The sequence below is a fragment of the Clostridium pacaense genome (assembly GCF_020709765.2).
Lineage (GTDB): Bacteria > Bacillota > Clostridia > Lachnospirales > Lachnospiraceae > Enterocloster > Enterocloster hominis.
The window spans coordinates 19,342-33,601 of record NZ_JAJFEB020000018.1 but is presented as its reverse complement, the minus strand read 5'-3'; the positions used below and the strand labels follow the sequence as shown (position 1 = coordinate 33,601).

Here is a 14,260-nt window from a genome sequence, read left to right as displayed (position 1 = left end):
AACCTTGTCTCTATGACGGCATGATGGAAATCCCCTGCTTCATCACCAGCAAAGGCCCTGAACCCACCCGCACCGGTGAAGTCCTCAACTTTTTAAGGGCATGATGGAAAAGCAGGGAGCCTGTGAAAAGCTGATTGTGGACGGCTGCCCCCGGATGGAAAACACTGATTTTCATCCGGGGGCAGTTTGTATCCCTCTTCTTATCTTACTCCAACCGTTTGCCAGCATTCTGCTCTTCCAGTATGGTCATCTGCTGAATTGCTATCCTGTTTAATTTTATGAGCCATTCCTTCTGCTCATATCCATCATGAATAAGGACTGCATTGATATTTTCCATATTTGATAGACAAATCAACTCATTGATTGAAGCATAATCCCTGATATTTCCCTTCCTGTCAGGATTCTTTTCCCGCCATTCTTTTGCAGTCATGCCGAATAATGCCACATTCAGTACATCCGCTTCATTTGCGTAAATATAAGATATCTGCTGGCTTGTCAATAATGGAGGAACCAGGTTTTGTTTTATTGCATCTGTATGAATCCTATAATTTATTTTAGCAAGTTCCCTCTTTGCACTCCAGCCCAACTGCCTTTGCTCCTGTTCTTTTAACCGTTGGAATTCCTTAACAAGATATAGTTTAAACTGCGGTGATACCCACGAAGCAAATTCAAAAGCAATATCACGATGGGTATATGTCCCGCCATACCTTCCTGCCTTTGCAACAATACCCTTTGAGTTCGTCCGGTTAACCCACTGCTTTACAGACATAACAAAACGGTTCAGACCCGCTTCACCCATAATCATGTGGTACTCAGCCGTATTAAATTCTGAATTATACATCTCTTCCCAAATTCCCAGAAATTCTAAGGTGTTCTTATTTCTTAACCACTTTTCAATTAAAGATAATCCATTCTCTAATTTCCTTACCATATCAGTTAACGAAATATAATCTTCCTTACTTATTGATATAACTGATATCTCTGTATCATCTATCTGCATCTTCCCCATATCTACCCGCCTTTTTAATTCCCCCGAAATCGAGGGAATTAAAACTTTCATATCCAACCGCAGCAAAGAACATATGTTCTTTTTTCAGTATACCATTTACCAACATACAGTGCAAGGGGTAGAATGAACCAAAATGAAAAACCTGAAATGAAAAAGCCAGGATAAAAACACCAATCCCCTCCCGCCACCTCACAAAGCCAGCTCCTCTTCCCCGCTTGCCAGACTTTCCAGTTTCCCAAAATCCGTCACCACAAACAGCCCGTTTACCTTTTCCAGAATCCCCTCATCCGCAAACAGGGAGAACACATTGCTGACCGTCACCCTGCTGGTATTAATCATGCTGGACACATCCTGGTGTGTAAAGCGTATATCGATGCGGACAGCCCCTGTGTCCTCCTTTACGCCGTACTGATTACACAGATGGACAACCAGCTGTGCAACCCTTTGGACCGACTGGGTGAAGCTCAGTTCCAGGACCTGGTTGAATGAGATACTGTTTTTACGGCACATCATCCGCATCACGGTCCGGGTCAGCTCCCAGTCAGCCTTCATTCCCGCCTCCAGCTCCACATGTGGAATACAATATACCTCCGTGTCAACGATAGCCACTGCCGAGGTGCTATGCGGATGTCCGAGTATACAGGATGCCTCGCCTATGAGACATCCTTTTTCTGCAATATAAAACTGCTTCTCTTCTCCATCAATCTGATAGGAAGTGATGCGGATCCGGCCTGAAAGGACAATATATACGGCATCCGCCGGGTCGCCCTGATGGAATAAAAAAGCCTTTTTACGGAACATGGCAGGTTTGCGGCCCTTAATCAGGGCATTCCAGTATGAAATATCCATATTAATCCAGGGGGATGTCTCTTCAGCCCAGGTCTTTTGCATATCGGTTCTCCTTTCGTTGATGGATAAGTGTCTAAAAATTACGAATTTAAAAAAAATTATACTATGAATAGGGCATAAAATCAAATTAAAGTAGGATTTTGTAAAGTACTTTATAGAATTTGCCTAAAAAACAGGCTAAGATTGGAACTACAAAAGCAAAGTTCAGAACAGGAAGCAGGAGGTGAAAATAAAATCTGCATGGGCTGCAACCGATGGCAGATTACGCTGTCATACAGCAAAACAAATCAAACAGATCAGGAGGATTGTAACATGGGTGTTAATTGGGAACAGATACGAAAAGAGGAATGGCCGGTTCTGGAGACCATGACGTTTTTAGACGCGGCGTGCGTAAGCTTTGCCCCACAGAGAACGGTCAGGGCTGTCAAGGCATTTGCAGACATGACTGCCCGCCAGGATGAGGCCAATTCCAGTGCGCATCATATTGCCATGGATTCCCTGCGGCATAAGGCTTATGTGGAAGCATGCAGGCTGTTAAACGCAGATGAAGAGGAAATCGCGCTTGTGGAGAGCACGTCCCATGGACTCAATATTGCCGCCCAGGGAATTGATTTGGATAAGGATGACAATATCATCACAACGAATCTGGAATTTATCCAGGTAGCGCTGCCATGGTGTGTGATGAGGGAAGAAAAGGGATTTGAAATCCGCGTATGCAAAACGCCGGACAGCCGCTTCACGGCAAAGGATTTTGCCGCCCTCGCAGATGAACACACGAAAATCATTGTCATCTCCACCCTGGAATGGTGTAATGGCTGGCAGATGGATTTAAAGGATATCGGTGATTTCTGCAAAGAAAAGGGTATCATGCTGGTTGTGGATGCAGTGCAGCAGCTGGGTGTTACCAAGATAGATACAAAGGCATGCCACATTGATATCCTCACGGCAGGAGGCCACAAATGGCTGAACTCCCCGTACGGAACCGGTGTGCTCTATGTCAACAAAGAAACCCTGCCCAAGTTAAGACAGAGCTACGCAGGATATCTGAACACAACGGTCCCCGAGGGCGGCTGGGGCGCTTACTGGGAAAATCCAAGCGCACCGTCCGTTAACAACTGGACCTTTGACCAGACAGCACGCAAGTTTGAAATAGGCGGGACATCCAACTACACAGGCGCCATTGCGCTTGGCGAGTCCCTGGGGCTTGTCAACGAAATCGGGATTGAGAACATAGAAGCGCGGATACGTGAGATCAGCACCTACTGTATGGACCGTATCGAGGAAATCGGCGGCACCCTCATCACCCACAGGGATCCCGGACATTTTGGCGGAATCGTGATTGCAAGGCTGTATGACGACCTGGATGTGGACCGCATGATATTAAAGAAACTCCATGGGAAGAAAATCTTTATTGCACAGCGTTTTACCGACTATATTGGCGGTTTCCGCATTTCCTGCCAGTATTTCAACAACAAGGAGGATATTGATAACATGATTTCAGGAATGAAGGAACTCATTGCTGAAATCGGACGGGATCCGGATTATAAAAAGTAATACAGAGAATGAAGGGCAGGCAGGGGCACGCAGCATATGCTGTTTTGCCCCTGCCTTGTTTTTTATGATCCCAACGTACAAACATGGCCCGGTTTTGTAAGTTAGTTTACAGAAAATCATCCGGTGGTCTGCTATAATAATCCTAATGGTTGCAGCCCATGAAATAATTTTATTGAATTTTGTTTTTCTGACTTTAAGTTTTGGGGAACTTAGTGTTGTAATGCTCAGCAATGAGCTTACCAGAAGGGGGTAAGTTATGTTTACGAAGACAAATGAAGATAAAATACAGTTTCGGGGTGGAATGTTTGGTTTAGTGTCTCCATTTATTGTTTTGTTCATAGGTATCATACTGCTGTCTGTTTCAGGCAAGGCCATGCCCATGGCCTTCTGGGCGCCCACGCTGGCCGCGGTCCTGACAGCGCTTCTTATGTCTAAAAATGCAACCCAATGCGCCGAAACCCTTATACAGGGAATGTCCTCAGAAATGGTGTCCATCATGTTGATGGCATGGTTCCTGGCAGGCATCGTGGCACAGCTCATGAAAGAGACAGGGCTGATCCAGGGCCTGATCTGGCTAAGCATCAATGCAGGCCTGAAGGGAAGGTTCTTCCCGCTGATAACCTTCATATGCGGAAGCCTGCTTTCCACGGCAACCGGTACGGCCCTGGGAACAGTGATTGCACTGGCGCCTATTTTATATCCGGTGGGCGTTGCATTGGGCGCCAATCCCCCGGTCATGGCAGCCGCGATTGTAAGTGCGGCCTACTTTGGCGATAACATCGCACCTGTATCGGATACGACCATTGCTTCTGCCTACACACAGGGAATCGATGTTTCAGACGTGGTCCGTTCCAGGTTAAAATACGCCCTGACGGCAGCGGTCATTGCCATGGTCCTGTTTGTCATCTTCGGGGGAATCGGGACATCTGGCGAGCCTGATTTATCATTCATCGGCGACATTGCGCCAAAGGGACTTATCATGCTGCTGGTTCCGGCCCTGCTGATTGTTTTAATGTACCGTAATGTCCATCTGATTGTTGCCCTCATGACAGCCGGCTCCTTTGGAATCCTCCTTGGCCTTGTAACGGGACTGCTTCCTCTGTCCAGGCTGTTAGTGGTTGATATGAATGAATTTGTGGTCAGCGGCATCCTGGTGGAAGGCATCCAGAGCCTTATTGACATCGCAGTCTTTGCCATGCTGCTGATGGGCCTTATCAACCTTTTGGATAAAGGCGGTTTCTTTGAGTGGATGATTAACGCCCTTTCCAAATATACCAAAGATGACCGCTCCTCTGAACTTGTAATCGCACTGATTGATATCATACTCTGCCTGCTGACAGTGGCAAACAGCGTGGTTATCGTCATGGAAGGCCCCATTGCCAAGAAGCTGCTGGTGGAAACCCATAATATATCCCCTGACCGCAGCGCCAACATCCTGGATGCCGTGTCCTGTGTGTCCATGTGCCTGATTCCATACAGTTTTGCTCCCCTGCTTACCTTCATGTTCGCCAATGGTTCCGGCGCGCCAGTCAACTTCTCAGTGAACTATATGGTCCTGTTCTCCTTCCACGGCTGGGCGCTGGGCGCCGTGATGCTGTTTTCCATCCTGACCGGATGGGGACGCACCCATGGCCCGGTAAAGAAAAAGGCTGCCAAGGGGGATTGAGGAGGATGATTGAGACAGGTCAGGCCTTTTACGGCCAGCATATCGGAATCCTTGTATTTTCCACGAAAACCCCGAGGATCCCGGGGGATGCAGGAAACGGGGAATCATTTTCCTACCAGGTGCGGTATGAGATTGTGGAGGGCGGTTTTGCCGATCTGATTACCGGCTCTGACAGGATAAAAGCTGCAATATTAAAAGCAGGACAGAACCTGGCCCGGCTGGGAATCCGGGCCATCATAGGGGACTGCGGCATGATGTCGCTTTATCAGGATTGCCTTGGAAAAGAACTGGGCGTATTATTTGCCGGATCTTCCCTCTGCCTGATACCGACGGTATGGCAGCTGATCGGCCGCCATGGAGCAATCGGCATCATAACCGGACACTCAAAATTATTGGGTAAGCAGCATCTGAAAAATTCAGGATGGAACGAAGATATGGAGATTTCCATACAGGGAATGGAAGATGAGAAACATTTCCATGAAATTGTCATCGATGGCGGCCTGCACCTCAACAGGGAGGCAATGCTTAAGGATGTACTGGAGGCAGGGAGAAAGCTGCGTGAAAAAACGCCGGGGCTGCGGGCAGTCATATTTGAATGTAGCAATCTGGCAACCTATTCCTCTGCACTTGCAGAAGAACTCAGGCTTCCTGTCTTTGATACCATTTCCGCTGCTAACCTGCTGGAATACAGCGTCCATCCCCCCAGGTACTGAACCAGAAACGGAGGAACCATGTATTGGATTGATTTAAGGAGCGATACGGTAACACAGCCCACCATGGCCATGCGGCAGGCCATGAAGGATGCCATTGTGGGAGATGATGTATATGGAGATGACCCAACCGTCAACCAGCTGGAAACAATGGCTGCCCGGAGGATGGGCAAGGAAGCCGCGCTGTTTGTGGTATCCGGCACAATGGGAAACCAGCTTGCCGTCATGACACATACCACGCCAGGCCAGGAAATCATCGCCAACAGGAACTGCCACATCATACATTATGAATGCGGCTCGCCTGCCAGGCTGTCCGGTGTGGGATACGCGCTGACGGACCGCGAGGACGGAACCGTGACAGCGGAAGATGTAATAAGCTTAAAACGCCCGGAACACGACGCCCATTTTCCCGCAACAGGACTGGTGTGTGTGGAAAATGCACTCTGCAACGGAACCGTTGTACCCATGGATGTACTCCGCCGTACCTGCGGGACAGCCCATGACCATCATATCCCGGTCCACCTGGACGGCGCCAGGATTTTTAACGCGGCCCTGGCCCTTGGGGTTGACGCCGCTGAAATTGCTGCCTGCGCGGACTCCGTCATGTTCTGTATCTCAAAGGGCCTGTGCGCCCCTGTCGGCTCACTGCTGTGCGGGACAAAAGATTTCATAGAAAAGGCGCGGGCCAACAGGAAAGCCCTGGGCGGCGGCATGCGCCAGGCCGGGGTCATAGCCGCCTGCGGGGTCCTGGCCCTTGAGGACATGGTGGAACGGCTTAAGGAGGACCATGAGAATGCAAAGTATCTGGGAGAGCGTTTAAATGAAATCCCAGGCATATACGCGGACATGGACCGGATACAGATTAACATGGTATTCTGGAAAACAGATATCAAAGGATTCACCTCCCATGGATTCGTGGATTACATGGATAAAAAGGGTGCAAAAGTTTACGGGATACTTGGTGACGAATACCGCTTTGTCACAAGCCACGATACGCCGCGCCGCTCACTGGACCAGGTAATTAGGTTAATCCAGGAGTATATCCATACATTATGAAGCTGGTCCTATAAAAGGCGGCTGGCGGTTAATGAATCTGGTTAATAAAAGGCTGCTTCTGGTTAACGGATCTGATTAATAAAAGGCTGCTGCCGGTTAACGCATCTAATCAATAAAAGGCCGCTGCTGATTAACGCATCTGATTATATAAAACACAACTGCCGGTTAACGCATCTGCTCCCTTCAAAAGAGCATACCGCTTAACCGGCAGTCATTATTTTACAGTCATTATTTCACAGTCATTACTCCATTTCCTTAAAACAAATTGGGGAACAGCGCCGTCGGTATTGCCAGAAACACGTCCGAGAACACCATCATCAGCACCAGCACTGCCAGCGAAGATAAGAAATAAGGAAGCACGCCCTTAAATGAATCCTCAATGCTGATTCCGCTGATGGAACCGGCCAGAAGCAGGCACAGGCCGTAGGGCGGGGTCACCAGCCCAAGGGCCAGGGTAACCACCACAATCAATCCAAGGATGATGGGGCTGATACCAAGGGCGGTTGCGGACGGCAGGATAATGGGTACAAACAGAATCATGGCCGGTACCGCATCCATAAAAGTCCCCACAAACATGAAGAATAAAACCACCACCACAAGGAACAAAAGCTTTCCTCCGGGCATTCCCACGAAAAATCCCTGTACTGCCGCATTCAGCTGATAGTAACTCAGCAGTTCCCCCAGTGCGTTGGCTGTTGCCAGGGCAAACAGGGACAGGGAGGACAGCTTCATGGTTTCAACCAGGATAGCCGGAATCCGTCTGATTTTAATTGTCTTGTAGAAGAAAATCCCGATAATCAGGGCATAGACGCAGGCCACTGCCGCGGACTCCGTGGGAGTGAACCATCCTGTCACAATACCGCCGATCAGGATGACAGGCGTCATCAGGGCAGGAAAAGAACTCCATACCTGGCGCAGGATTTCCCGGGTTGGGATGCGCTCACCCTTGGGAAAATTCTTTTTCTTGGAATAGAATACCACAACCCCCATCATGGCAAGCCCCAGCATGATTCCGGGAATCAGCCCGGTCATGAACAGGGCGCCTGTACCCACATTGGCAATGCCTGCAAATACCACCATGGTGATGCTGGGCGGTATGATGGAACCCAGTGTGGAGGAAGCTGCTGTCACGCCTACCGCGGTCTGCTTGTCATACCCCTGTTTTTCCATGGCCGGAATCAGGATTTTTCCCACACCAGCCGTATCTGCCTGTGAGGAACCGGATATGCCTGCAAAAATCATGGACACAAGAATGTTGGCATGGGCCAGGCCGCCCCGCACATGTCCCACTGAAGCAGAACATACGTCGATGAGCCGGTCCGATATGGCTCCTTCGTTCATCAGGTTGGCTGCCAGGATGAACAGCGGCACCGCCAGCAAGGTAAAGCTGTTAAGGCCGTTGAACATTTTCGTGAATACAACACTGTTCGGTATGATGGGGAGCGCGGCAATCCCGGCAAAGGAAACAAATCCAAGGGCGAAGGAAATGGGTACTCCCAGTACCACAAATGCTATGAATAAGACCACCAGTAATATCTGCATGATTTACTTACCTCCTATCAGTGATTTCACGTCATCCACAATCTGCCCTGCCAGATAAAGGGTGGATGTGGCGCCGCACACAGGGATGCACAGCCATGTCGGCCCTCTCTTAAAATCCGGTATGCTGACCCAGCGGTAATTCCAGAACTGCTTTGTGATCTTACAGCCGTACCAGAACATCAGCACTGCAAATGTCAGCATCACAACTGCAATCCCAAGGGAAATCACCCGTTTTACCCTTTCATTCTTCATCATGTCACTGACCGATGTGAATGCAAAATGCCTCTTCTCATAGACCATGGCCCCTGCCCCCATAAAGGCAGCCCAGATAAACGCATACATGGAAACGTCCTCTGTCCAGATAGCCGCTACACCCGCATACCGGAATCCCATCTGTATCACTACACTGATCAGGAATATACTTAAGAATATCCCTCCTGCTGCAATCTGCACCTTTTGCATATAACCCAACATCTTTTTCATGGTTTTTCATCCTCCTTGTCATGGACTTCCGGCTGGCCTCTGCTACCTGTCCTGAAGCCTTTTCCCTTCCTCCCGGATCATTGCCAGATAATCCTCCATATGGTTTTCAGCAGCAAACCTGTCCTGGATGGGGATGGCGATTGCCTTAAATGCATCAATGTCCACGTCCGCGAAATCAGTTACCTGCGCCCCGTCCGCTATGACCTTTTCCTTGGATTCTTCAAACATGTCATAGGTAACCCGTCGGTTCTCCTCGGTAGCAATGCGGCAGGCCTCGTCAAACCATCCCCTCTGCTCCTCGGTCAGCGCATTGTAGAACTGGCCCGTGGTAAGGAAAAGCCTGGTGGTATAGTCATGGTGTGTCTCGCTTATGTACCTGCCGTTATCTGTCTTATGGTGCTCCTTTAAACGGAAACTGGTGTAGTCGTTTTCAGCGGAATCCACCACGCCCTGGCTTAATGCCTGGTAAAGCTCGCCCCAGGCAACAGAGGTGGGGATGGCGCCGCAGCTTTTAAAGAATTCCTGGACAACCGGAGTGCTCTGGGTACGGATGGTCATGCCCTTTAAATCTTCCGGTCCTATGACGGTCTTCTTTCCATAATAATCCCTGACCGAGCTGGTCCAATAGCCCATGATGCGGAAACGGTCATCGGTCTTTTCCGCCAGAAGACGGTTCATGTCCTGGCCGAACTGGCCGTCCACGCACGCCTCCCAGTGGTCAAAGCTGTCAAACAGGTAAAGAAGGGAAAACATGTCGATTTCCTTTACTCCCAAAAGTGTCATGAAACCGGGGGATGCCACGGTCAGGTGGACGGCCCCCATTTCCAGCTTCTCCACCAGCTCGGATTCATTTTCACCCAGGGTGCCGTGATGGAGGGTTGCCGTGGCCCTTCCTCCCGACACCTCCTCCAGGGCTTCTTTAAAACGGATTGCGGCCTTTGTGTAGGGGTTCTCCATCGAAGTCTGATTGTGTGCAACAATGATATTCAGCTCGGGCTTCGGCTTTCCATCCTCTGATGATGTTGAGGATGAGCAGCCCGTGAATGTCATGACGGTCATGGCTGCTGCCAGCAATAACGCTATTTTCCTTTTCATATCCAAACCTTCCCTTCTCCATGCCTGATTACCCAGCGGATGTATGGTATCCGCTCATCTGTATTACATTGCAAGTACCTGATTCCATTTCTCCTCAATGACCGGAATACCATTGGCCAGGTTATCCTTTATGGTCAGGGATTCAGGCTCGCCTGGGTAAAGTACCTTCCCGCCCTCATCCGCCGGCTCAGAGGACTTAATATCCGCAACAATCCTGTCCACAATCCCATCGGTCAGGTTTACGCTGTTTGCCTTTGCCGGGTCAATGGCAATCATGATCTGTGTCAGCCCAACCTCATCCCCGAATGTCCCAATCTGCTGCACGGAATTGCCGTTGGTCAGCACCGTGGCGATTAAATCCAGCGCAATGGAGATTCCGCTTCCTTTCCAGTAGCCCATGGGAAGCACCCTCCAGGTCTTTTCAATCTCAGCCGGGTCCGTGGTCAGGTTGCCCCTGGTGTCATATCCCCCCGGCACCGGAAGCTGGATTCCCTTTAACTTGCAGTCCTCAATCTTGCCATAGGAGAACTGGGAAACAGCACAGTCAATCACAACATGCTGTCCGTTGCTTCTTGGGACCGCGAAAATGATTGGATTGTTGCCGATTTTCCGGTCCTTGCCGCCCCAGGCAGGCATGTTGGGGCATGTGTTGGACCAGCAGATTCCGATGCATCCCTGGTCCGCTGCCTGGAAGCCGTAGCTCCCGCCCCTCATCCAGTGGTTGTTGTTGCCCAGTGCAACCAGCCCGATACCATACTCCTTCGCCAGCTCACAGGCCCTGTCCATTGCCAGCCTGGCATTCAGCGGCCCAAACCCCCTGTGTCCGTTCCAGCGCTCAAATGCTCCCATCTGCAGTTCACATTCAGCCACGATATCCGGGTCAATCTCCCCCTTCTCCAGATATTCCACCACTCTCGGGAAACGGTTCAGGCCATGGGAGTAAACACCCGCAAGGCTGTTCTGTGCGAAAATCACAGCCGCGGCCTCTGCCCGGTCCTCCGTAAATCCCTTCTTTACAAGAACCCTCTTAAATTCGTTAACCATTGTCTCATAGGGAACTCTCTTCATCTTCATATCCTCCTGGTTTTATGTTTGGCCGATTGCATCCTGCTAATTTTTTCTTTAATTTTGCAATCGATTGCTAAAATGTTCTTAATAAAAGAGCCTGCCTCCTGGTGTTTCAACATGCCCTGCTGCTGTTCATTATAAGTTCATGATTAAACGCTATTGACAAAATACCTGTCATAAGGTATTCATCTGTATCTTTATAACAATCATTTTCACATCCTCCGGTTCATCCATCTGACAGAACGGGCGGTGGACATCATTGGGGAAAAATATGGCATAGGAACCTGGCATCATTGGAAGCATCACTTCCACGGAACCGGGATTTTCTTCGTAAAATAATGCATCCTTTTCCCTCAGGCAATCCATACGCACCTGGTTATCGCCAAAATCCGGATAATATCCGATGTATTACCGGCCGGAAACCATATAATGCAGTTCTGCACATTCCTTATGGACCTCCGGCATCCTCTCCTCCTTTTTTCCGGTCCTGCGTTCATTTATCGATACCATGAAATCCTTACTCTCCAGCGGATACCTCCCATCCTTCATCAAGGATGCGTCCGTATTCCTGCAGTATGCAATGGCCTTTTGTATCTGTTCCAGGTTACATGCTCCACATTCCACTGCATCAATATGTCCTAAAATCATATGTACCTCTTTCTTTTTCATTAAATTGGCTTCTTATTTTTGCAATCGATTGCTATTTCTGTTTTAATAATATCATAAGCGTTTATTGATTTCAAGTGCCTTTTTATTGTCTTATTTTACGTATTTTATTGACTAATTTTGTGCAATATTACTTTTTCGATTATTTTTCAGTATTTTAAGGTATTTTATTTTGCAGAAGTACCGCAATCGATATATTTATTGCATGCATTTATCTAATACTCTGATTTATATATATTTATTTACCTCACCGCTCATCCCCCATCGCATTTCCCCCATCGCATTCCCCCATTCCCCCATAATCCAATACCAGATATTTGACCACAAAAAACAGGAGCCACGCGTCAACACGTACACTCCTGTCCTATTACCATCATTTCCTGAACCGCTAATGATATCGCCGCTATCATCCTTCGCGGCTCCCATCTACCACTGCGGATTTGTCCTCCGTCCGCGGCTCCCATCTGCCTCTGCGGCTCTGTCCTCCATCCGCGTCTTCCATCTGCCTCTGCGGCTTTGTCCTCCATCCGCGTCTTCCATCTGCCTCTGCGGCTCCGTCCTCCGTCCGCGTCTTCCATCTGCCTCTGCGGCTCCGTCCTCCATCCGTGTCTTCCATCTGCCTCTGCGTCCCCATCTAACGTCCGCATCTCCCGTATTTCCTACGTACATACGCGCACATATGCATACATCCACATGCATCCGCGTACATCCCACCCATCAAGTGCTTTCCCGCTCCACAATACGCGAAAACAACATGATTTTATCAGGATTTTCCCTTCCCTCCAGACTGTCGAGAAGAATCCTGGCTGCTTCCAGGCTCATTTCCAACAGGCGGTTATTAAGGGAGGTAAGCTTTGGATAGCAGATATCACAATACTTGGAGTTATCCACGCCCATCACCGCTACCTGCCCAGGCACCTGTACCTTCCTGTCGTGCAGGACACGGATTGCGCTGACCGCTGACAAATCCTCCCCGAAGATAACCCCCTCCACATCCGGGTGTTCCTCCAGGATCCGTTCCATCATGGCATACCCGTCCTCAAGGGTAGTGGGACATTCATAAAGCCACAGTCCTTCCCTTTTCCAGCCTTTTTTTTCCATCCCCTGTATGAATCCCTGCTGTTTGGAGAGGTTGCTTGGGGTGTGGTTAGGCAGGACAAATGCCAGCTTTTCATGGCCTTTGGCGGTGAGCATTTCCACGCAGTGCTCCACGCCTTCCCTCTCGTCCACCAATACCCCCTTTACATTGGGAAGGTCCAGATAACCGTTGGTAATCACCACCGGAACCTTTGAAAGACCGCTTTCCAATGCCCGTTTCACCGCCTCACACTGAAAGGTGGAGCCCACCAGTATGACCCCGTCCACACGCCTCTGCTCCAGAACCTTCACCGCATCCACTTTCTTGTCATCCGTAAGTCCTGTATTGAGGATCAGGCTGCAATATCCATGCTTACCCATCTCTTCCTCGATATAATATGCGATATCCACATGATGCGCATACCGGATATCCGCAATCAGTATCCCTATCATCCGGCTGGCCTTGTTCACAAGTCCCCTTGCAGTCTCGTTGGGGCTGTAATCGTACTGTTCCAGCAAAGCCAGTATCTGCTTCCTGGTTTCCTCCTTGATTCCCGGCTTATTGTTCACAACCCGGGAAACCGTGCTGGCAGAAACCCCGGCTATCCTGGCTATATCATATATAGTCATATTTCCCTGCCCCTTCCCATGTAACATTATTTTGCAATCGATTTTATACTAAAAACATTGTAGCACGGGGGCCTTTTTCCTGCAAGTGTAAAGTTGGGAATGGGTTTCCTGCCGGTTTTAACGCCAATGAGGGCGTGTCCCTCACTTTCCGGCCTCCGATGGCTGGCACAAAGGACAATAGTAAACAGTCCCGCCCAGATACGTCTCCTTCGTGTCCGCACTGTTCTGTCATGTCTGCCATCACGTCCCTGATTGCATGAAAGACCTTCTCCTCATCCTTGGCAGACCAGTCTTCCAGTTTTTTCCTTGGATGCATCCCTGCCCGCGTATCCATTGCTCCCCAATCATTCCGGGGCTATTTCCCCATTTCTGCCATATCTTCTATTTCTTCTTTTTCATCCGCACCCCAATCATTTCCTTCACATCCTCCAGCGTCTCCTTATCCTTTACCTCTATCATGAGCCATCTTCCCCCATTAAAAGGAGCCGTACCTGCATACAGTTCCTGTAGGTACGGCGAGCATCCCTTCAGTACTAATTCCGCCTCAGCCGCCTCCTTAGCGCCAATGGAAACCATGCAGATAAAATATCCATGATCCGGATAAAGAGTGCAGATGGCCCTGGACCCCTTCTTATACTTCACATTCCAGCCTGTCTGCATGGAACATCCGCTGTATTCAATGCTGGGCGAAGTGACGTATGTCTTTTGCAGATAACTGCACAGCTGCTCCCAATACGGGCTATTGACAAATTCCCCAATCTGCTTCATATCCGGCTGGCAATGGGCCGGGTAAGTTTCATGCCAAACCATATCCAATTCCTCACTTTCATCTGTTTTACCAATCATATCAGAGCA

The 14,260-nt window shown here is 49.3% G+C and carries 15 protein-coding genes and 1 pseudogene; 4 read left to right on the top strand and 12 right to left on the bottom strand.

Going from position 1 to position 14,260, the window contains the following annotated elements; translation table 11 throughout:
• Positions 1-10: 10 nt before the first annotated feature.
• The 4 genes from LK536_RS51830 to LK536_RS51815 are packed head-to-tail and all read right to left on the bottom strand — an operon-like array spanning position 11 to position 1,900.
• On the bottom strand, positions 11-175 hold the full coding sequence (locus LK536_RS51830) for a hypothetical protein (protein ID WP_008720183.1): 165 nt from the start codon (positions 173-175) through the stop codon (positions 11-13).
• Positions 176-205: 30 nt separating this feature from the next.
• Complete coding sequence (locus LK536_RS51825; protein WP_227796820.1) at positions 206-1,009, bottom strand: KilA-N domain-containing protein; 804 nt, start codon at positions 1,007-1,009, stop codon at positions 206-208.
• Positions 987-1,202, bottom strand: a complete 216-nt coding sequence (locus LK536_RS51820; protein ID WP_040380371.1) for a hypothetical protein — start codon at positions 1,200-1,202, stop codon at positions 987-989. The genes LK536_RS51825 and LK536_RS51820 overlap by 23 nt, the downstream gene beginning before the upstream one ends.
• Positions 1,199-1,900, bottom strand: coding sequence for a Crp/Fnr family transcriptional regulator (locus LK536_RS51815; RefSeq protein ID WP_227796819.1), 702 nt, complete (start codon positions 1,898-1,900; stop codon positions 1,199-1,201). Before LK536_RS51815 ends, LK536_RS51820 begins: the two co-directional genes overlap by 4 nt.
• 270 nt (positions 1,901-2,170) lie before the next feature.
• Between LK536_RS51815 and LK536_RS51810 the strand changes: the two genes are divergently transcribed.
• The 4 genes from LK536_RS51810 to LK536_RS51795 all read left to right on the top strand — a co-directional run bounded on the left by LK536_RS51810 (position 2,171) and on the right by LK536_RS51795 (position 6,844).
• On the top strand, positions 2,171-3,412 hold the full coding sequence (locus LK536_RS51810) for an aminotransferase class V-fold PLP-dependent enzyme (RefSeq protein WP_227796818.1): 1,242 nt from the start codon (positions 2,171-2,173) through the stop codon (positions 3,410-3,412).
• 256 nt (positions 3,413-3,668) lie between these two features.
• Positions 3,669-5,078: a Na+/H+ antiporter NhaC family protein gene (locus LK536_RS51805; protein ID WP_008720191.1), complete on the top strand. Its 1,410-nt coding sequence runs from the start codon at positions 3,669-3,671 to the stop codon at positions 5,076-5,078.
• Between the two features lie 5 nt (positions 5,079-5,083).
• Positions 5,084-5,791 (top strand): aspartate/glutamate racemase family protein, encoded by a 708-nt coding sequence (locus tag LK536_RS51800; RefSeq protein ID WP_120054942.1) that lies wholly within the window; start codon positions 5,084-5,086, stop codon positions 5,789-5,791.
• 18 nt (positions 5,792-5,809) lie between these two features.
• Positions 5,810-6,844: a threonine aldolase family protein gene (locus LK536_RS51795; protein ID WP_227796817.1), complete on the top strand. Its 1,035-nt coding sequence runs from the start codon at positions 5,810-5,812 to the stop codon at positions 6,842-6,844.
• Positions 6,845-7,099: 255 nt separating this feature from the next.
• Here the strand turns inward: LK536_RS51795 and LK536_RS51790 are convergent, their stop codons facing one another.
• The 8 genes and pseudogenes from LK536_RS51790 to LK536_RS51755 form a co-directional block, all read right to left on the bottom strand.
• A complete protein-coding gene (locus LK536_RS51790) occupies positions 7,100-8,386 on the bottom strand; it encodes a TRAP transporter large permease (protein WP_227796816.1) in 1,287 nt (428 codons plus the stop codon).
• A gap of 3 nt (positions 8,387-8,389) precedes the next feature.
• Entirely contained in the window at positions 8,390-8,869 is a 480-nt protein-coding gene (locus LK536_RS51785; RefSeq protein ID WP_227796815.1) for a TRAP transporter small permease, read from the bottom strand.
• Between the two features lie 42 nt (positions 8,870-8,911).
• Positions 8,912-9,964, bottom strand: a complete 1,053-nt coding sequence (locus LK536_RS51780; protein ID WP_008720198.1) for a TRAP transporter substrate-binding protein — start codon at positions 9,962-9,964, stop codon at positions 8,912-8,914.
• Positions 9,965-10,027: 63 nt separating this feature from the next.
• Entirely contained in the window at positions 10,028-11,032 is a 1,005-nt protein-coding gene (yiaK, locus tag LK536_RS51775) for a 3-dehydro-L-gulonate 2-dehydrogenase (protein ID WP_008720201.1), read from the bottom strand.
• 174 nt (positions 11,033-11,206) lie between these two features.
• Positions 11,207-11,680 (bottom strand): annotated as a pseudogene (locus LK536_RS51770) (NanQ anomerase/TabA/YiaL family protein).
• 424 nt (positions 11,681-12,104) lie between these two features.
• Positions 12,105-12,332 carry a hypothetical protein gene (locus tag LK536_RS51765; RefSeq protein ID WP_227796813.1) on the bottom strand — a complete coding sequence of 76 codons (228 nt, stop codon included), beginning with the start codon at positions 12,330-12,332 and terminating at the stop codon, positions 12,105-12,107.
• A gap of 83 nt (positions 12,333-12,415) precedes the next feature.
• Positions 12,416-13,405: a LacI family DNA-binding transcriptional regulator gene (locus LK536_RS51760; RefSeq protein ID WP_227796812.1), complete on the bottom strand. Its 990-nt coding sequence runs from the start codon at positions 13,403-13,405 to the stop codon at positions 12,416-12,418.
• 381 nt (positions 13,406-13,786) lie between these two features.
• Positions 13,787-14,251: a DUF3788 family protein gene (locus LK536_RS51755; protein WP_506092219.1), complete on the bottom strand. Its 465-nt coding sequence runs from the start codon at positions 14,249-14,251 to the stop codon at positions 13,787-13,789.
• Between the last annotated feature and the right edge of the window lie 9 nt (positions 14,252-14,260).

Coding starts and splice junctions, on each gene's coding strand:
- LK536_RS51830 (WP_008720183.1), bottom strand. CDS start 175: ATGAAAATCAGTGTTTTCCATCCGGGGGCAGCCGTCCACAATCAGCTT.
- LK536_RS51825 (WP_227796820.1), bottom strand. CDS start 1,009: ATGGGGAAGATGCAGATAGATGATACAGAGATATCAGTTATATCAATA.
- LK536_RS51815 (WP_227796819.1), bottom strand. CDS start 1,900: ATGCAAAAGACCTGGGCTGAAGAGACATCCCCCTGGATTAATATGGAT.
- LK536_RS51810 (WP_227796818.1), top strand. CDS start 2,171: ATGGGTGTTAATTGGGAACAGATACGAAAAGAGGAATGGCCGGTTCTG.
- LK536_RS51805 (WP_008720191.1), top strand. CDS start 3,669: ATGTTTACGAAGACAAATGAAGATAAAATACAGTTTCGGGGTGGAATG.
- LK536_RS51800 (WP_120054942.1), top strand. CDS start 5,084: ATGATTGAGACAGGTCAGGCCTTTTACGGCCAGCATATCGGAATCCTT.
- LK536_RS51795 (WP_227796817.1), top strand. CDS start 5,810: ATGTATTGGATTGATTTAAGGAGCGATACGGTAACACAGCCCACCATG.
- LK536_RS51790 (WP_227796816.1), bottom strand. CDS start 8,386: ATGCAGATATTACTGGTGGTCTTATTCATAGCATTTGTGGTACTGGGA.
- LK536_RS51785 (WP_227796815.1), bottom strand. CDS start 8,869: ATGAAAAAGATGTTGGGTTATATGCAAAAGGTGCAGATTGCAGCAGGA.
- LK536_RS51780 (WP_008720198.1), bottom strand. CDS start 9,964: ATGAAAAGGAAAATAGCGTTATTGCTGGCAGCAGCCATGACCGTCATG.
- yiaK (WP_008720201.1), bottom strand. CDS start 11,032: ATGAAGAGAGTTCCCTATGAGACAATGGTTAACGAATTTAAGAGGGTT.
- LK536_RS51765 (WP_227796813.1), bottom strand. CDS start 12,332: ATGGGGACGCAGAGGCAGATGGAAGACACGGATGGAGGACGGAGCCGC.
- LK536_RS51760 (WP_227796812.1), bottom strand. CDS start 13,405: ATGACTATATATGATATAGCCAGGATAGCCGGGGTTTCTGCCAGCACG.
- LK536_RS51755 (WP_506092219.1), bottom strand. CDS start 14,251: ATGATTGGTAAAACAGATGAAAGTGAGGAATTGGATATGGTTTGGCAT.